General features: G+C 67.5%; 16 protein-coding genes and 3 tRNA genes. 16 read left to right on the forward strand and 3 right to left on the reverse strand.

All coding sequences use genetic code 11. From position 1 onward, the window contains the following. Positions 1 to 100 precede the first annotated feature (100 nt). From aceA to ACJMKZ_RS10685, 11 genes are all read left to right on the forward strand, one after another. The gene (gene aceA / locus ACJMKZ_RS10635) at positions 101 to 1,381 is read left to right on the forward strand and encodes an isocitrate lyase (RefSeq protein ID WP_405233209.1); all 1,281 of its coding nucleotides are present in this window, start codon (positions 101 to 103) and stop codon (positions 1,379 to 1,381) included. Between the two features lie 73 nt (positions 1,382 to 1,454). After that, positions 1,455 to 2,801 (forward strand): NADP-dependent isocitrate dehydrogenase, encoded by a 1,347-nt coding sequence (icd, locus tag ACJMKZ_RS10640; RefSeq protein WP_405233210.1) that lies wholly within the window; start codon positions 1,455 to 1,457, stop codon positions 2,799 to 2,801. After that, complete coding sequence (locus ACJMKZ_RS10645) at positions 2,801 to 3,460, forward strand: uracil-DNA glycosylase (protein WP_405233211.1); 660 nt, start codon at positions 2,801 to 2,803, stop codon at positions 3,458 to 3,460. The genes icd and ACJMKZ_RS10645 overlap by 1 nt, the downstream gene beginning before the upstream one ends. A gap of 72 nt (positions 3,461 to 3,532) precedes the next feature. Further along, positions 3,533 to 5,383 carry an excinuclease ABC subunit UvrC gene (gene uvrC, locus ACJMKZ_RS10650; protein WP_405233212.1) on the forward strand — a complete coding sequence of 617 codons (1,851 nt, stop codon included), beginning with the start codon at positions 3,533 to 3,535 and terminating at the stop codon, positions 5,381 to 5,383. Between the two features lie 16 nt (positions 5,384 to 5,399). Next, a complete protein-coding gene (gene pgsA / locus ACJMKZ_RS10655; RefSeq protein WP_405233213.1) occupies positions 5,400 to 5,960 on the forward strand; it encodes a CDP-diacylglycerol--glycerol-3-phosphate 3-phosphatidyltransferase in 561 nt (186 codons plus the stop codon). A 58-nt stretch (positions 5,961 to 6,018) separates the two neighbouring features. After that, a tRNA-Gly gene (locus ACJMKZ_RS10660) sits at positions 6,019 to 6,094 on the forward strand. A 133-nt stretch (positions 6,095 to 6,227) separates the two neighbouring features. Beyond that, on the forward strand, positions 6,228 to 8,408 hold the full coding sequence (locus ACJMKZ_RS10665) for a TonB-dependent receptor (protein WP_405233214.1): 2,181 nt from the start codon (positions 6,228 to 6,230) through the stop codon (positions 8,406 to 8,408). Between the two features lie 141 nt (positions 8,409 to 8,549). Beyond that, the gene (locus ACJMKZ_RS10670) at positions 8,550 to 9,641 is read left to right on the forward strand and encodes an AI-2E family transporter (protein WP_405233215.1); all 1,092 of its coding nucleotides are present in this window, start codon (positions 8,550 to 8,552) and stop codon (positions 9,639 to 9,641) included. A gap of 111 nt (positions 9,642 to 9,752) precedes the next feature. After that, positions 9,753 to 9,826 (forward strand) — tRNA-Cys (locus tag ACJMKZ_RS10675). Positions 9,827 to 9,946: 120 nt separating this feature from the next. Next, positions 9,947 to 10,267: a hypothetical protein gene (locus tag ACJMKZ_RS10680; RefSeq protein ID WP_405233216.1), complete on the forward strand. Its 321-nt coding sequence runs from the start codon at positions 9,947 to 9,949 to the stop codon at positions 10,265 to 10,267. Positions 10,268 to 10,370: 103 nt separating this feature from the next. Continuing rightward, positions 10,371 to 10,455, forward strand: a tRNA-Leu gene (locus tag ACJMKZ_RS10685). A gap of 85 nt (positions 10,456 to 10,540) precedes the next feature. On the opposite strand, the gene ACJMKZ_RS10690 is transcribed toward ACJMKZ_RS10685, so the two are convergent. Continuing rightward, complete coding sequence (locus tag ACJMKZ_RS10690) at positions 10,541 to 11,212, reverse strand: YceH family protein (RefSeq protein WP_405233217.1); 672 nt, start codon at positions 11,210 to 11,212, stop codon at positions 10,541 to 10,543. Positions 11,213 to 11,367: 155 nt separating this feature from the next. On the opposite strand from ACJMKZ_RS10690, the gene ACJMKZ_RS10695 reads away from it, so the two are divergent. Then, a complete protein-coding gene (locus ACJMKZ_RS10695; RefSeq protein ID WP_405233218.1) occupies positions 11,368 to 11,847 on the forward strand; it encodes a Crp/Fnr family transcriptional regulator in 480 nt (159 codons plus the stop codon). Here ACJMKZ_RS10695 and ACJMKZ_RS10700 read toward each other — a convergent pair. Both ACJMKZ_RS10700 and ACJMKZ_RS10705 read right to left on the reverse strand, forming a co-directional pair. Then, positions 11,841 to 12,329, reverse strand: coding sequence for a hypothetical protein (locus ACJMKZ_RS10700; protein ID WP_405233219.1), 489 nt, complete (start codon positions 12,327 to 12,329; stop codon positions 11,841 to 11,843). The two genes, ACJMKZ_RS10695 and ACJMKZ_RS10700, sit on opposite strands and share 7 nt — an antisense overlap. Beyond that, entirely contained in the window at positions 12,326 to 12,823 is a 498-nt protein-coding gene (locus ACJMKZ_RS10705) for a hypothetical protein (protein ID WP_405233220.1), read from the reverse strand. Before ACJMKZ_RS10705 ends, ACJMKZ_RS10700 begins: the two co-directional genes overlap by 4 nt. Before the next feature lie 207 nt (positions 12,824 to 13,030). Here ACJMKZ_RS10705 and ACJMKZ_RS10710 point away from each other — a divergent pair, with 207 nt between their 5' ends. Genes ACJMKZ_RS10710 through ACJMKZ_RS10725 form a run of 4 tightly spaced genes read left to right on the forward strand, consistent with a single transcriptional unit; the run spans position 13,031 to position 16,747 of the window. Beyond that, entirely contained in the window at positions 13,031 to 13,702 is a 672-nt protein-coding gene (locus tag ACJMKZ_RS10710; RefSeq protein ID WP_405233221.1) for a thermostable hemolysin, read from the forward strand. After that, positions 13,699 to 15,243, forward strand: a complete 1,545-nt coding sequence (locus ACJMKZ_RS10715; protein WP_405233222.1) for an AMP-binding protein — start codon at positions 13,699 to 13,701, stop codon at positions 15,241 to 15,243. Before ACJMKZ_RS10710 ends, ACJMKZ_RS10715 begins: the two co-directional genes overlap by 4 nt. Then, positions 15,240 to 15,920, forward strand: coding sequence for a TenA family transcriptional regulator (locus tag ACJMKZ_RS10720; RefSeq protein ID WP_405233223.1), 681 nt, complete (start codon positions 15,240 to 15,242; stop codon positions 15,918 to 15,920). Before ACJMKZ_RS10715 ends, ACJMKZ_RS10720 begins: the two co-directional genes overlap by 4 nt. Beyond that, positions 15,917 to 16,747, forward strand: coding sequence for an SDR family oxidoreductase (locus ACJMKZ_RS10725; protein ID WP_405233224.1), 831 nt, complete (start codon positions 15,917 to 15,919; stop codon positions 16,745 to 16,747). The genes ACJMKZ_RS10720 and ACJMKZ_RS10725 overlap by 4 nt, the downstream gene beginning before the upstream one ends. Positions 16,748 to 16,755 lie beyond the last annotated feature (8 nt).

Below are 16,755 nucleotides of genomic sequence, written 5' to 3' on the forward strand. Positions count from 1 at the left end.
TCCCTTTCACTACATTAGACCAAAGTACCAATGGTCCCGCCGTGACCATCGCGTACCATCCGAAACCCACTAACGGCGTGTCAGCGAGGAGTAGAGAATCATGAGTGTCATGTCAGCCGAGGAGCTTCAGAAATCGTGGGACAGCGACCCGCGGTGGAAAGGCGTAACCCGACCCTACAGTGCAGAAGACGTCGTACGGCTGCGCGGCACGGTAGAGGTGGAATACTCCCTCGCGCGCCAGGGCGCGGAGAAGCTGTGGAAATACATCCACGAGAAAGATTTCGTGAATGCGCTCGGCGCACTGACCGGCAACCAGGCCATGCAGCAGGTGAAGGCCGGCCTGAATGCCATCTATCTGTCCGGCTGGCAGGTGGCGGGTGACGCCAACCTGGCCGGCGAGATGTATCCCGACCAGTCGCTGTACCCGGCAGACTCGGTGCCGGCCGTCGTGCGGCGCATCAACAACACGCTGCTGCGTGCGGACCAGATCCACCAGGCCGAGGGCGACAACTCCATCGACTGGATGCAGCCCATCGTCGCCGACGCCGAAGCTGGCTTCGGCGGCGTGCTGAATGCCTTCGAACTGATGAAGGCGATGATCGATGCAGGCGCGGCCGGCGTGCACTTCGAGGATCAGCTGTCCTCGGCGAAGAAATGCGGCCACATGGGCGGCAAGGTACTCGTGCCCACCCAGGAGGCCGTCAGCAAGCTGGCCGCGGCCCGACTGGCCACCGACGTCTGCAACGTGCCCACCCTGGTGGTGGCCCGCACGGATGCCGACGCCGCCAACCTGCTCACCTCGGACATCGACGAGCGCGACCAGCGCTTCATCACCGGCGAGCGCACCGCCGAGGGCTTCTATCGGGTGAAGCCGGGCCTGGAGCAGGCCATCGACCGGGCGCTGGCTTACGCGCCTTTCGCCGACCTGGTGTGGTGCGAGACGTCCACGCCGAGCCTGGAGCAGGCGAAGGCGTTCGCCGAGGCCATGCACAAGGAGTACCCGGACCAGCTGCTGGCATACAACTGCTCGCCGTCGTTCAACTGGCGCAAGAACCTGGACGACAAGACCATCGCCAAGTTCCAGAAGGAACTCGCGGCCATGGGCTACAAGTTCCAGTTCATCACGTTGGCGGGCTTCCACGCGCTGAACTACAGCATGTTCACGCTGGCGAAGGGCTACCGGGAACGCCAGATGGCGGCCTACGTTGAGCTGCAGCAGGCGGAATTCGACTCGGAGAAGGACGGCTACACCGCCACCCGCCACCAGCGGGAAGTGGGCGCCGGCTACTTCGACGCCGTCACTCAGGCGGTGAGCGCGGAGTCCTCGATCACGGCGCTGACCGGTTCCACCGAGGAGGAGCAGTTCGACGAGGCCAGCTGAGCCATCGTTGGAGTATGCTAGGAACGGCGCCCCCGGGGGCGCCGTTTTCTTTGCGGGTCCAGAGGAACACACGATGCAGTACGAGAAGATCCAGATCCCGGAGCGCGGCGACGTCATCACCATGAACCGGGACTTCCGGCTGAACGTGCCGGACGAGCCCGTCATCCCGTTCGTCGAGGGCGACGGCATCGGCAGGGACGTGACGCCGGTCATGAAGGACGTGGTCGACGCCGCGGTGAGCCGCGCGTACGGCGGCGAGCGCCGCATCGCCTGGATGGAGGTCTATGCGGGCAAGAAGGCCAGCGAGGTCTACGACAGCGCCAACTTCCTGCCCGAGGAGACGCTGCACGCGCTGGAGAAATACGTGGTCTCCATCAAGGGCCCCCTGACCACGCCCATCGGCGGCGGCATCCGCTCGCTGAACGTCTCCATCCGCCAGACGCTGGATCTGTACGCCTGCGTGCGGCCCATCCGCTACTTCCCCGGCGTCAGCACGCCGATGAAGGAATCCGACCTGGTGAATATGGTGGTGTTCCGCGAGAACACCGAGGACATCTACGCGGGCATCGAGTACGCCACGGGCTCCCAGGAGGTGCAGAAGCTGATCAAGTTTCTGCAGGAAGAACTGGGCGCCACCCAGATCCGCTTCCCCTCGAGTTCCGGGATCGGCATCAAGCCGGTCTCCCGCGAGGGCTCCGAGCGCCTCGTGCGCAAGGCCATCAACTACTGCGTCGACAACGATCTCGGCTCGGTGACCCTGGTGCACAAGGGCAACATCATGAAGTACACCGAGGGCGCGTTCTGCCAGTGGGGCTACGAAGTCGCCCGCGAGGAGTTCGGCGCGGAGCCGAAGGACGGCGGGCCCTGGCACGCCTTCCCGAATCCGCGGACCGGGCGCGAGATCATCGTCAAGGACGTGATTGCCGATAATTTCCTGCAGCAGATCCTGCTGCGGCCCGAGGAATACGACGTGATCGCCACGCTGAACCTGAATGGGGATTACATCTCCGATGCCCTCGCGGCCCAGGTGGGCGGCATCGGCATCGCCCCCGGGGGCAACATCGGCGACGGCGTCGGCGTGTTCGAGGCCACCCACGGCACGGCGCCCGGTTTCGCCGGCAAGGACCGGGTGAACCCGGGCTCGCTCATCCTCTCCGCCGAGATGATGCTCCGCTACCTGGGCTGGACCGAGGCGGCCGACCTCATCATCAAGGGCGTGGCGAACACCATCGCCGCCAAGGAGCTCACCTTCGATCTCGCGCGGCTGCGCGAGGCGATCCGCAAACCGAAGCGTCCCGCCGGCAGCCATCCCCACGGCAAGCAGGACGTGGAGCAGGAGCTCGATCAGCTCATTCCGGGAGCCACGCTGGTGGGTACGAAGGGCTTCGGCGAAGCCGTCATTCGGCATATGGACGACTGATGGCCGTGCCCGAGACGGAGGTATCGCGGGACCAGTACGACCCGGACTGCACCCGCTGTCCGCGTCTGGCCGCCCACCTCGCCGCGGTGCGCGAGAAGCGCCCCGACTACCACGCCCTGCCGGTGCCGCCGTTCGGCGACCCGGAGGCGAGCCTGCTGATCGTGGGTCTCGCCCCGGGCATGCACGGCGCCAACCGGAGCGGGCGGCCGTTCACCGGCGATTTCGCCGGCATCCTCCTGTACCGGGCGCTCTACGACGCCGGCTTCGCCAGCCGGCCCGAGTCGGTTTTCGTCGACGACGGGCTGGAGCTCACGAATTGCCGTATTACCAACGCCGTGAAGTGCCTGCCGCCGCAGAACAAGCCGACCACCGCCGAGGTGGACGAGTGCAGTCCCTATCTGCAGGCCGAACTCGGCACGGTGGGCGAGGGCGGCGTGGTGCTGGCGCTGGGCTCCATCGCCCACCGGGCGGTGCTGAAGGCGTTCAGCATGAAGCTGAACGCGAACGGCTTCGGCCATGGTGCGGAACACGCGCTGCCGGGCGGGCTGACCCTGCTGGATTCCTACCACTGCAGCCGCTACAACACGCAGACGCGGCGTCTGACCGAAGAGATGTTCCATGCCGTCATCGGCCGGGCGCGGGAACTCGTCGGCGGCTGAGAGGGCAGCTCAGACGACGCCCGGGCGCCGCCGGCCCGCCATAGTCAGGCTCCGTCCGTTATCCTAGACATCATGGACGGGGCCGCCTTCGATCATCGCCGATTCCTCGCGAACCTGAGCCACCGGCCCGGCGTCTACCGGATGCTGGACGGGGATGGCGCGATCCTCTATGTGGGCAAGGCCAGAGATCTGCGCAAGCGGGTCGGCAGCTACTTCAGCGGCAAGGCCAAGGACGCCAAGACCATGGCGCTGGTGGCGGAGATCCGCGATATCGAGGTGACGGTCACCAACACCGAGGCCGAGGCACTCATCCTGGAGCACAACCTCATCAAGCGGGAGCGCCCCCGCTACAACGTGCTCCTGAAGGACGACAAGAGTTATCCCTGGATCCACGTGACCGAGCATGCCTACCCGCGGCTGGCCTTCCACCGGGGCGCGCGGCGCGCCCGGGGGCGCTACTTCGGGCCCTATCCCAGCGCGGGCGCCGTACGCCGTACCCTCGGGGAGCTGCAGAAGCTCTTCCTGCTGCGCAACTGCACCGATACCTTCTTCGCCAACCGCTCGCGGCCGTGCCTGCAGTATCAGATCCGGCGCTGTTCGGCGCCCTGCGTCGGCCACATCGACGAGGCGGACTACGCGCGGGACGTGCAGAACGCGATCGCGTTCCTGGAGGGGCGCAATCAGGCCGTGATCGACAGCCTGGTGGAGCGCATGGAGGCGGCCGCCGAGGCACTGGAATTCGAGCGGGCGGCGCAGTTCCGCGACCAGATCGCACGCCTGAAGCGGGTGGATGCCGAGCAGATGGTCTCCCGGGAGAGCGCGACGGACGTCGACGCCGTGGCGCTGGCCCGGCGGGGCAGCATCGTCTGCGTGGCCGTGCTGTTCGTCCGCCACGGCCGCCTGCTGGGCAGCCGCTCCCACTATCCGAAGGTGGCGCCGGATACGCCCGACGACGAGGTGCTGTCGTCCTTTCTCGGCCAGTATTACCTCGAGTCGGCGCCGCCGCGGGAGATCCTGGTGGAACGGGCAGTGGAGGACGCCGACCTGCTGGGCGAGGCCCTGACCGGTCGGGCAGGACACCGGGTGGAAGTCCGCCACCGGGTGCGCGGCGACCGGGCGCGCTGGCTGCAGATGGCCGCGACCAACGCCCGCCAGGGGGCGGATCTCTGCGCCGCCGGCAATGCCGGCGTAAGCCGGCAGCTGGAGGCCCTTGCCGAAACACTGGCACTGGACGACGTGCCGGAGCGCCTCGAGTGCTTCGACATCTCTCATACCGGCGGCGAGGCCACGGTGGCCTCTTGCGTGGTCTTCGGGCCCGAGGGGCCGATGAAATCCGACTATCGCCGGTTCAACATCCGGGGCACGGCCGCCGGCGACGACTACGCCGCCATGCGTGAGGTGCTGGAGCGGCGCTACAAGCGCGTGAAAAAGGGCGAGGTACCCCTGCCTGACCTCGTCCTGATCGACGGCGGCCGGGGCCAGCGCACCCAGGCACTGGAGATCCTGTCCGATCTGGATCTGGAGTTCCTGAAGGTGGTGGCGGTGGCCAAGGGCCGGGCGCGGCGGCCGGGCAGCGAGCAGCTCTGGGTGGAGGAGGAGGCCTATCCACGCACCCTCCCGTCCGGCTCGCCGGCGCTGCTGCTCATACAGAATATCCGCGACGAGGCGCACCGTTTCGCCATCACCGGCCACCGGGCGCGCCGCGCGAAAGCGCGCCGGGGCTCCGTGCTCGAGGACATTCCGGGGCTCGGTCCCAAGCGGCGCAGGGATCTGCTCCGCCACTTCGGCGGACTGAAGGGCGTTTCCGCCGCCGGTATGGACGACCTGACCAAAGTACCCGGTATCAGCCGCGTACTGGCCGAGCGCATTTATACTGTACTCCACGCCGAGCAGGAACCGGCCGGCGAGGCGCAGACGAATTGATGGTGACGGGGCTGCCGTGCAACTGAATACCGCGAATACACTGACCTGGATACGCATCGCCGCCATCCCGCTGTTCGTGGTGCTGTTCTACCTGCCGTACGAGTGGGGCCGCCCGGCCTCCGCGGTGGTCTTCATGCTGGCAGCCATCACAGACTGGCTGGACGGCTACGTCGCCCGCAAGCTCGGCCAGATCACGCCCTTCGGGGAGTTCCTGGACCCGGTGGCGGACAAGCTCATCGTCGCCGTCGCGCTGGTGCTCCTGGTGCAGACGGATCAGCGCATCTCGCTCGCCCTCGTGGCCGCCATCATCATCGGCCGCGAGATCACCGTATCCGCCCTGCGGGAGTGGATGGCGGGGCTCGGCCAGCGCACGACGGTGGCCGTCTCCATGGTGGGCAAGGTGAAGACCACCCTGCAGATGATCGGCTTGACCCTCATGGTCTGGCACCTCGATACCGGCGGTCTGCCGGTCTACGACGCGGGGTTCCTGTTTCTGCTGGCGGCGGCGGGCCTGACGCTGTGGTCCATGTATGCCTACCTCAAGGCGGCCTGGCCGGTGCTGAACGCGAATAGCTGATCGCGGTGCCTTGACAGTCCCCCGGGAGTCGCTAGAATTGCGGTCCCTTCGAGACTAGGCGGGAATAGCTCAGTTGGTAGAGCGCAACCTTGCCAAGGTTGAGGTCGCCGGTTCGAGCCCGGTTTCCCGCTCCAGACAGCTTCAGGGCCCCGCAACGGGGCCCTGATTCGTTGCGCTGGCCGGTTCGCCCGGCTGGCCCGATCTGGTAATCTGCCAGCGCCGGCTCCGCCCGCATCAAGTCACTGACGAATAAAGGACAATTCGAGAATGACTCCGCCCCGCAGGATTGGCGGCACCGCTGCCGTCTGTCTCGTCGCCGTGATGGCCGCCGGGCCGCTGCCCGCTCAGGAAGAGGCCGACGGCGTTAGCGCGAGCGACGCCACGATCGACGAGGTCATCGTTACCGCACGCCGCCGCAGCGAGAACCTCCAGGACATTGCCGATGCGATCACGGTGTTCGACAAGGCGGCCATCGAGGACGCCTCCATTCAGCGCATGAACGACGTAGCGGCACTGACGCCCAATCTGCGCTTCTCCGACGACCAGGAGGTGGGCCAGAGCACCATCACCATCCGCGGCGTCACACAGCAGCGGGGTATCGGTGAAACGCCGCTCGCCTTCGTCGTCGACGGCGTCACCGTGAACAACTCGCTGGTTACCACCCAGGATCTGTTCGATGTGGAGCAGATCGAGGTGCTGCGCGGACCGCAGGGCGCGCTCTACGGGCGAAACTCCGTCGCGGGGGCCGTGAATATCACCACCCGGGGCCCCACCGACGATCTCGAAGCCTACGTGGAGACCCGAGTGGGCGAGGGCGACGACTACACCGTGCAGGGCGCCGTCTCCGGCCCGCTGTTCTCCGACAAGGTGCGCGGCCGCCTCGCGGTCTACAACAATGACCGGGACGGCCAGTTGCTCAACGAGGGCCTCGGCCAGTACGTGGACTTCAAGGACTCCACGTCGCTGCGCGGCCGCCTGCTGATCGAGCCGAACGAACGGCTGAGCGTGGACGTGCGTTACCAGTACGCGGACCAGGAGGCCGGCTCCGGCTACTTCATGCCGGGTTCGGCCGACACCGAGGAGAACCGGCTCCCGGGCGATCCATTCCCGTTCCCCCTGAACAACACCACATACACCATCCAGTCCAATATCCTCGGCGTATCGAGTGTCAGTTTCGACGACTACACCGCCAAGGTGGACTACGGCTTCGACGCTTTCACCCTGACCTCGATCACCGGCTGGCACGACCTGGAGTCACGCAACGATCAGGACCTGGACCAGACGGACCGTGAATTCCTGAACATCGATGTCGACGACAACCAGAGCCAGTTCAGCCAGGAGCTCCGCCTGGTGTCGACCGCGGAGGAAGGCCTGCGCTGGATCGTCGGCGCCTACTACAGCGACCAGGAGCGCGACCGCACGCTGGCCACTTTCCTGAACGTCGCCGGCTTCCAGAACGGCGGCGACTGGAGCCCCGGGAGTGCCTTCTTCGTGCCCCAGGCGCCGGCCATCCTGAACGAGCAGTACGAGACTCGCGCCGTATTCGGCCAGGTGAGCATGGACCTCACGGACCGGCTCGAGCTGACCGTGGCCGGGCGCTTCGACGACGTGAGGCGGGAGAACGATACGAACAACCCGCTTGCCAATGGTATTAAGGAATTCAGTGAGTTCCAGCCGAAACTTCAACTGGCTTATGCGCTAACCGGGAACCTGAACCTGTTCGCGACCTATGCCGAGGGCTTCCGGCCCGGCGGTTTCAATACGCTCGCGAACGACCCGGCGGTGCAGTTCGCTCCGTCCTTCGACTCCGAGCACCTGGACAATTACGAACTGGGCCTGAAGTACGCCAGCGCCGACGGCAGCCGCGTGCTGAACGTGGCGGCGTTCTACATCGATTACGAGAACCAGCAGTGGTTCCTGTTCGACCCGTTCGGCTCACAGGCGCTGATCAACGCGGACGAGAGCCGCATCCTCGGCGGCGAGGTGGAGGCGGTGATCCGGCCCGTGGACGGCCTGACGCTGGCGCTCGCCTACGGTTTCGTGGACAGCGAGATCGAGGCCATCGGCGCCGAACCGGGGCTTACCGTGCCGCCATCGGACGTGATCGGCAACGAAGTGCCCGGCGCACCCGTGTACACCCTGAACCTGAGCGGGGAGTACGTCTGGCCGCTGGGGCCCTGGCAGGGCTTCGCCCGCGTCGACATCGACCGTCGGGGCAAGACCTATTGGAGCATCGACGGCCGGGACGCGGAGGGCGCCTACACCGTCGTGGACCTGCGCCTCGGCCTGCGTGGCGACGCCTGGAGCGTGACCGCCTTCGCGGAGAACGCCACGGACGAGGAGTGGATCGAGTACTACGTCTCCCGCCGTTTCACGAGCCTGCGCACGGACATCGCCTGGCCGAGCCCGCCACGCATGATCGGCGTCGAGGCCCGCTATCGTTTCTGAGCCGCTTCCTCCGGGCCGCATTGCGGCGGCCGCAAGCGGCGGGCACACTAGGCCGACGGCAGATCGACGGCCCGTCCGGTCGGGCAACTTCGGCCCAGGTCGGCGCCGGTCGGCACAGAGGGCATCGCGGCAGACACGCTTGTGAGTGAACCGCTGGTCAGAGGCCGGACCACGCTGATCAGCGTGGCGGCGGTCATCATCATCATCTTCGCCATGCAGGCGGCGAAGGTGCTGCTCGTGCCGTTCCTGCTGGCCGTGTTCCTGTCGCTGGTGAGCGTGCGCCCGCTGCTGTTCATGCAGCGCCAGCGCATCCCCGCGGTGGTGGCGGTGCTGCTGATCGTCGTCGTGATGATGCTGATTCTCGCCGTGTTCGGCGTGATCGTGGGCACGTCCATTGCCGAGTTCACGGCCGCCCTGCCCACGTACCAGGCCCGCCTGGACGCGATGATGGACGGGTTCCTGAAATTCGTCGCGGCGCGCGTCGACAGCGACCAGCCCATCGAGAGCCTGGGCGACATGATCGACCCCGGCTGGGCCATGGGCATGGCCGCCAATACGCTGAACGCGCTCAGGGACGTCCTCACCAACACGCTGCTCATCTTCCTGACGATGACCTTCATTCTGCTGGAGGCCTCCACCTTCCCGGTGAAGATCACGGCCGCCTTCGGCCGCGGCGAAGAGCATATGGCGGCGTTCCGCGACTTCCTGGTCAACCTAGGGCGCTATCTCGGCATCAAGACGCTCGTCAGCGTGGCCACGGGCGTCTCGGCCTGGCTCCTGACCTGGGCCGTGGGCCTCGACTTCCCGCTGCTCTGGGGGCTGCTCGCCTTTCTGCTGAACTATATTCCGGTGATCGGCTCGATCATCGCCGCCATACCGGCCGTGCTGTTGGCGCTGCTCCAGTTCGGCCTCGGACCCGCGGTGGGAATCGCCATCGGATACCTGATCATCAATCTGATCTACGCCAACGTCATCGAGCCGCGGATGATGGGCTACGGCGTGGGCATCTCGCCACTGGTGGTGCTGCTGTCCATCGTGTTCTGGGGCTGGGTGTTCGGCCCGGTGGGCATGCTGCTCTCGGTGCCGCTCACCATGACCCTGAAGATCGGCCTGGAGGCCAACGAGGACACCCGCTGGGTGGCGGTGCTGCTCGGCTCGGGGCGCGACGCGCAGCACGTCATCGAAGAGGAAGAGCCGGCGGAGGCTGTTCACGCGGAGGCGGAGATTTCCTAATATCGGGGGTGCGGACCGGGGTCCTGCGCGGCCCGAGAAACCAGTGCCCGTGCGGGGCCTTGTGTGGTATGGTCCGGGTCCCCGGCGCCGCCGGGGCCGTGGGCAAGCGGTGGCTAGGTGGCAGAGTGGTTATGCAGCGGCCTGCAAAGCCGTGTACGCCGGTTCGATTCCGACCCTAGCCTCCACCCACTTTCCTTTCCTCCCTGAAACCTTCCGTCCGTTTGCCACCTGCGTTTGGCTCGGCTAGCATGCTCCAAAAGGGTGCGTGCGAATACATCATCCTCCGGCATCAGGGAGAGGAACACATGAATATCAAGTCATCAGGATTGGCGCTGGCCACCGCGTTGCTGCTGGCAGGCTGTGCCGCCAACGGTGGTGGCGATGCCGCGACGGTCGCGCAGGCCGACAACCCCGCCGCCGGCGATACCCAGGCGGCCGGCGGCGGGGGCGACAAGCCGAAGCTGATCTGCAAGGAAATCGTCAAGACGGGGACGCGCTTCTCCGAGACGGTCTGCGCCACACAGGAAGCCTGGGACGGCGCATCGGAGTTCGGCCAGAAGGCGACGGAGGACATCCAGCGCAGGCCGGCTTACCAGGACGCGCAGAGCCCGCCCGGCGGGGGCTGATGCCACCCGGGATGAACGGCTGAACGCCGGGTCCCGGAATCTCTGGAATTTTTCGGGTGCCCGCCGGCGGTGCTGCCGGCGGGCCCTTTCTTGATGCCGGTGCGCCCGGGTGGCGGAATTGGTAGACGCTGCGGACTTAAAATCCGCTGACTTCGGTCGTGCGAGTTCGAGTCTCGCCCCGGGCACCAGAAACAATAAGTTATAGCGCCTTTCTCGAGCTGGTCTCACATCGGGGCCGGCTTTGTCGCGGGTCCTTCCGGATATCCAGAACCGTCAGTCGTCCACGCCCCGGCGCTCCAGCCGAGCCAGCCGCTCCACGAGATCGGCCACCCGTTCCTCCAGCGCCTCAATCCGTTCCAGCGTGGCATCCGCCTTCTCCGCGGCCGGCTGCGACGGCGTCACCGGAGCGGCAGCCCGGGTTTCGGCAGCGGCGGGCTCCCCGCAGAACAGGTGCGTCCAGCGGATCTCCCGGCGGCCGGGTTCCCGGGGCAGGGCGGCGACCAGCGCGCCTTCCTCGCGGCCGGCGAGGGACTCGAGGCATTGCTGGACCTCGCCGAGACTGCCGAAGGTGTGCAGCCGTCCGCTGCGGGAACGCAGTTCGCCGGGTGTCTGCGGCCCACGCAGGAGCAGGAGGCAGACGATGGCGGTCTCGCCGGGCGTGAAGTGCAGGTCGCTGAACTCGGTGTTGCAGAACCGCTGCTTGAACTTCACCACCCGGCTGCCGAAGCCGCTGCGGTCCAGCACCAGGTGCTTGCGATGGAGCGAATCCAGCGCTTCCTGCACCTCGGTCTCGGTGAGATTCATCACCGGGTCCCGGTTGCTCTTCTGGTTGCAGGCATTCGTCAGCGCGTTCAGCGACAGCGGATAGTGATCCGGCGTCGTTATCTCTTTCTCCATCAGGGCGCCGACGACGCGGGCCTCGACGGTATCGAACAGGGCTTCCATGGTGACGGGTTCCTCCCGGTGGCCGGTCGCGGTTTACGCGGATAGGCGCCCGGCCTGATCTGTGGTTGCATGCCTTTGCGATCGTGTACGGGTCTGCGCAGACGCCGACGCATTACGTATCATCCCCGGGCGCACCGGACAAGCAAGGAAAAAAGATGGAGAACGCCGCCAGACTGATTCTCGACTCATCGCTGGGTGCCGAGCTGACGGACGAGGAAGCCAGTACGCTCGCCTCGCTGATGGAGATGCGCAGTCTCGGGGACGGCGAGTATCTCACGACCGAGGGCGCCACCGACGACTCGCTGCACGTGCTTCTGGAGGGCAAGCTCGAGGTGGTGAAGCAGGCCGGCGCGGGCGAGACGGCCACGCTGGGCATCCTCCGCGAGGGGGAACAGGCGGGAGAGCTCAGTTTCATCGACGGCGCCCCGCACACCGTAGGACTGCGTGCGCTCTGCGACAGCCGCGTGTTCAGTCTGAAACGCGACGCTTTCGAGGGCCTCGTGGACGAGCATCCGGGGATCGTCTACAAGGTGATGCGCGCCATCGTGCGCTCGGCCCACAAGACCCTCAGCCGGATGAATTACGAGTTCATCGAACTCAGCAACTACATCTTCAAGCAGCACGGCCGCTACTGAGTCTCGCCGGCGGCGGGGAAATTGGCCGCGAGGTAGTCCTCCAGCGCGTCCTCGATGCGCCGCCGCAGGGTTTCGCTGATATCCACGGCGCCGCCATAGCCCACGGAGCGATAGGGGTAGTAGGCGTATTTCATGAGGTGCTGGCGGTCGTCGCCCACCCACTCGGCGAATCCCGTCTCCACTGAGTAGGCCGTCTCGCTGCCCTCCCGCCGGTGGCAATAGAGTTCGACGTAGAACAGCGGTTCGTGGTCGCTCGACGTTCCGAGACGGGTGAGGCTGAAGCGGCGCGTGACGTCGTCGATGAGTGCCTGTACCGCGGCGTCGTCCAGGGGGCAGTTGTCGCCGACGCTGGCCATGCAGTACAGGGCGTTCGGCTCGTTCTTGCGCATGTAGTCGAACGGCGCAGCGGCGACGCCGGCTGCCGCCAGCATCAGGGCCAGCGCAGCCCCCGGAACCGGCCCGAACGGGCCCCGGCGGCTCACCCGCTTTCGTCCCTGGCGCCGGGTCCGGCGTTGGCCGCCTTGTAGTCCGTCAGCGCCGCCTCCACGCTCTGGGTGAGGATCTGGTCGATGTTGCCGAGGCTGTCAATGCCGAAGCTCTCATACCGGGCCCTGACGTACTGCATCATGTAGGCCGGCTGCTCCTGGTAATTCACGGCGAAGCCCACGCGGGTGACATAGAGATAGATGTCCGGGTAATTCGTGGTCTGGGTGCAGTCCACCTCCGCCGTCAGGAACAGCTCGCCGGGAGCCCAGCCGGACGCCCGGGGCACCTCGAGACGGGTGAATGCCGTCTGTACCGCCAGGTCCGCCTCCGTGCGCCGTATCGCGCATTCCTCCCCGACGGAGAGCAGCACGTACAGGCCCTGAGGGTTGTCGCTGCGCATCCACGACTGGGGGGCCGCCATCGCGGCCGCCGCCGGCACTGTGAGAGCCAGCACGCGAGCGAGGCCGGCGATGCGTTTCGCTGTCGTCATCAGTGTTCCTCCCTGGGTCGGGGACGTCCGAAGCCGAGGACGCAGTTTACTGCAGGCACGAGGCCGCCGCAGGGCCTTCCAGTGAACGGAAAATCCCATCTGCGACAGCAGCTTGCGAAAAGTGCGAAGGATTTGTCTCCGCCGCGGCCTCTAACGGTCCGAGCCGGCGGCATCACGCCGACGGATGCGACTGGCAGAGGAGGCCGCGTGAAGACACCGATCCACCCCCTTACCGACATGCGCGACGTTTTGCCGCCGATGGCCGGCCGGCTGCTGCGCTCCGGCGTGAGCCTCGATCTGCTCGGCGCTTCCAGTCCCGGCAGGGGCGCACTGGAGGCCGAGATACGGGATTGCTACGCTCATCACTTCGGCGCCCGCGTGGAGGAGTTCATGCCCTGGCTGCTGCGGGTGACCTGCCGGGAAGACGGTGCCCGGGGCGTCATCGGGCTACGGCCGGCGTCGCGGGAGCGGCTGTACCTGGAGGACTATCTCTCCCGGCCCGTGGAGGAGGCCATCGCGGCCGTGGCAGGCCATCCGGTGCCACGAACCGCCGTGGTGGAGATCGGGCAACTGGCCGTCGAAAGCCGGCACGTGGTGGTGCCGCTGTTTCGAGAGCTGGTGCCGTTCCTGCTGCAGCAGGGTTTCGGCTGGGTGTGCTTTACGGCCACCGGGCCGGTGCGTTCGCTGCTGGCGAAGGCCGGTCTCGCCGGCTGCGAGCTCGCGGCCGCGAGGGAAGCCTGCGTGACCGGGCGCCAGGACGCGTGGGGCGATTACTATCGTCACGACCCGCGGGTGATCGTCGGCGACCTGCAGCGGCCGTCCGGATTCAGGTGCACTCCGGTCGACGCCGCGTGCCGCACCGCAGGGGCCGGTGCATGAGCGCGGTGCTGGCCGCCCTGGGCCGCCATGCCGCCGAGCGCCCGCTGGCCGCCGCCGTGGTCTCCGAGGGTGGCGTGCTGGGCTATGCGGCGCTGGAGGCGCGCGTGACGGCGCTCGCCTCCCAGCTGCGGGCGGCGCGAATCCGGCGTTGCGCCCTGATGGCGGACAACGGCCCGGACTGGATCGTGGCCGATCTCGCGATGGCGGCGGCCGGAATTACGGCCGTGCCCGTCCCGCTCTTCTTTACGCGGACTCAGCGGGACCATCTGCTGACCGATGCCGGCGTCGATGCGGTCCTGGCTGCCGGCGGAGAGGGGTTGCCCGACGACCGGCACGGTTTCCGGCGGCGGCCTCTGGCCGGTGCCGGTAGCCTGATGCTGCTGCGCCGCTCGATTCGCCGCGATACGGCCCTGAACGGCCGTACCGACATCGCCAAGGTGACCTATACCTCGGGCAGCACGGGCAGCCCGCGCGGCGTGTGCCTCGGCCGGTCCGGCATGGAGGCGGTCGCATCGAGTCTGGCCGGCCGCCTGCGGGAGATTGGGGTACGGCGCCACCTTTGCGTCATGCCGCTGGCGACCCTGCTCGAGAATATCGCGGGGGTCTACGTGCCGCTGCTGCTCGGCGCCGCCATTCATGCGCCGGGGCTGGCGCATGTGGGCCTCAGCGGCTCCAGCGGTCTCGATCCGCTGCGCTTGCGTCGCGCGATCGGCGAGAGCGGCGCCGAGAGCGTGATCCTGCTGCCGCAGATGCTGGCCGCACTGAACCGGACGGCCGAGGTCGACCCCTGGACCGACTGCCCCCTGCGCTTCGCCGCCGTGGGCGGCGGCCGTGTGGCGCCTGCGGAACTCGAGCAGGCCCATGCACACGGGCTGCCCGCCTACGAGGGTTACGGCCTCTCCGAGTGCCATTCCGTGGTGTCGCTGAACACGCCGGGCGACAGCCGCCCGGGCAGCGCTGGACGCCCGCTGCCCCATGCGCGGGTCAGGATCGCAGCCGACGGCGAGATCATGGTGTCGGGTGCCGTGATGGCGGGCTATCTGGATGCGCCGGGGCACGAAGAGCCCGCGATCGCCAGCGGCGAGGTCGCCACTGGCGAGATTGCCACCGGAGATCTGGGCAGGCTGGACGACCAGGGCTTCCTGCACGTGCAGGGCCGCAAGAAGAACCTGTTCATCACCGCCTTCGGCCGCAACGTCTCGCCCGAGTGGGTCGAGAGCGAACTGGTGCACGAGCCTGCGATCGCGCAGGCACTGGTCTGGGGCGAAGCGCTGCCCCGCAATGCGGCCGTGATCGTGCCCGCCGGTCCCGTGAGCGCCGAGGGCGTGCAGGCCGCCATCGATGCCGCGAATCGGCGGCTGCCCGATTACGCGCGCGTCTCGGCCTGGCTGCCGGCCGACGCACCGTTCCGGCCGGACACGGGCGAACTGACGGCCAACGGCCGGCTCCGCAGGGACGCACTCATCCGGCGCTACGGCGGCCGGCTAACCGATCTGATCCACGGCGCCACGGCGCCCCACAAGAAGGTGATCAACGCATGACCGACTTCTTCCAGGCCCTGGCCGACCACACCGCTGCCGAGCGCGAACATCTGCTCCGCTCGCCGATCATCGGCGATGCCCTCGAGGGCCGCGTGACCCTGGCGCAATACCGGGCATTCCTCACCGAGGCCTACCACCACGTGAAGTGCACCGTGCCCCTGCTGATGGCCTGCGGCAGCCGACTCGGCGACGACTACGAGTGGCTGCGCGGCGCCATCGTCCATTACATCAACGACGAGTACGGCCACCAGGAGTGGATCCTGAACGACGTCGCCGCGGCCGGCGGCGATGCAGACGCGGTGCGCCACGGCACGCCGGGCTTCGCGACGGAGCAGATGGTGAGCTATGCGTGGGACACGATCGGCCGGGGCAACCCGGTGGGCTTCTTCGGCATGGTCTACGTGCTGGAAGGCACCAGCATCGCCATCGCGGGACAGGCCGCGGCCTCCATCGGCCGTAGCCTCGGGCTGCCCGAGAGCGCCTTCTCCTACCTCATCTCCCACGGCGAGGTGGATCAGGAGCACGTGAAGTTCCTGGCGGGCCTGCTGAACCGGCTGGAGCGCGACGAGGATCGCCGGGCGGTCCGTCACTGCGCGCGCCGGTTCTTCCTCCTCTATGCAGGCATCTTTCGTTCGTTGCCGGCCGCCGGGGACGCGGCCGAGAAGGCCGTGGCGTGAATCTCGCCGGACGACGCGTGCTCCTCACCGGCGCCACCGGCGGCATCGGCGCGGCACTGGCCGGTGACCTGACCCGGGCCGGAGCCCACCTGCTGCTGAGCGCACGGGACGAGGCAAGACTCGGGGCGCTGGCGGATGAACTGGCGGAGAAAGCCCGGCCAGTCGGGCGTCGGACGGTCATCCTGACCGAGGCGGGCGACATCACGGATGCCACCGCCAGAGAGCGCCTCGCGCGGCGGGCCCGGGGCTTCGAGGGCGGCATCGACATGTTGATCAACAATGCGGGCGTGAATTCGCTGGCCCGCTTCGACGACCAGAGCGCGGCGGACATCGAGGCGCTGGTGCAGACCAATCTGCTGGCGCCCATGCTCCTGACGCGGACCCTGCTGCCCCATCTCCTGGCACGGCCGGCGGCCTGGCTGCTGAACGTCGGCTCGGTGCTGGGTTCCATCGGCATGCCCGGCCAGACCGTCTATTCCACGACGAAATTCGGGCTGCACGGTTTCACCGAAGCGCTGCGTCGGGAGTGCGCCGGTACCGCTCTCGACGTGCTCTACCTCGCTCCGCGCGCGACCCGGACGCGGATGAACGGCGACGCCGCATGCCGCATGAACGAGGAATTGGGGGTCGCCATGGATCCCCCGGAGCGGGTGGCCCGGCGGGCGATGGCGTTGCTGGCCGGTTCCCGGCCGGAACGATTCATCGGCTGGCCGGAGCGCCTGTTCGTGAAACTGAACGCGGTCGCACCCCGCCTGGTCGACGGTGCGCTCGGCAGGCAGAGACCGGTGGTGGAGGCGTACCTCCGTCCACGTACTTCCAGTCAATGAGGTGAACA

The sequence above is a fragment of the Lentisalinibacter salinarum genome (assembly GCF_040706555.1).
Lineage (GTDB): Bacteria > Pseudomonadota > Gammaproteobacteria > Steroidobacterales > Woeseiaceae > Lentisalinibacter > Lentisalinibacter salinarum.

Coding starts and splice junctions, on each gene's coding strand:
- icd (WP_405233210.1), top strand. CDS start 1,455: ATGCAGTACGAGAAGATCCAGATCCCGGAGCGCGGCGACGTCATCACC.
- ACJMKZ_RS10720 (WP_405233223.1), top strand. CDS start 15,240: ATGACCGACTTCTTCCAGGCCCTGGCCGACCACACCGCTGCCGAGCGC.
- uvrC (WP_405233212.1), top strand. CDS start 3,533: ATGGACGGGGCCGCCTTCGATCATCGCCGATTCCTCGCGAACCTGAGC.
- ACJMKZ_RS10680 (WP_405233216.1), top strand. CDS start 9,947: ATGAATATCAAGTCATCAGGATTGGCGCTGGCCACCGCGTTGCTGCTG.
- ACJMKZ_RS10715 (WP_405233222.1), top strand. CDS start 13,699: ATGAGCGCGGTGCTGGCCGCCCTGGGCCGCCATGCCGCCGAGCGCCCG.
- ACJMKZ_RS10665 (WP_405233214.1), top strand. CDS start 6,228: ATGACTCCGCCCCGCAGGATTGGCGGCACCGCTGCCGTCTGTCTCGTC.
- ACJMKZ_RS10690 (WP_405233217.1), bottom strand. CDS start 11,212: ATGGAAGCCCTGTTCGATACCGTCGAGGCCCGCGTCGTCGGCGCCCTG.
- ACJMKZ_RS10645 (WP_405233211.1), top strand. CDS start 2,801: ATGGCCGTGCCCGAGACGGAGGTATCGCGGGACCAGTACGACCCGGAC.
- aceA (WP_405233209.1), top strand. CDS start 101: ATGAGTGTCATGTCAGCCGAGGAGCTTCAGAAATCGTGGGACAGCGAC.
- ACJMKZ_RS10695 (WP_405233218.1), top strand. CDS start 11,368: ATGGAGAACGCCGCCAGACTGATTCTCGACTCATCGCTGGGTGCCGAG.
- ACJMKZ_RS10705 (WP_405233220.1), bottom strand. CDS start 12,823: ATGACGACAGCGAAACGCATCGCCGGCCTCGCTCGCGTGCTGGCTCTC.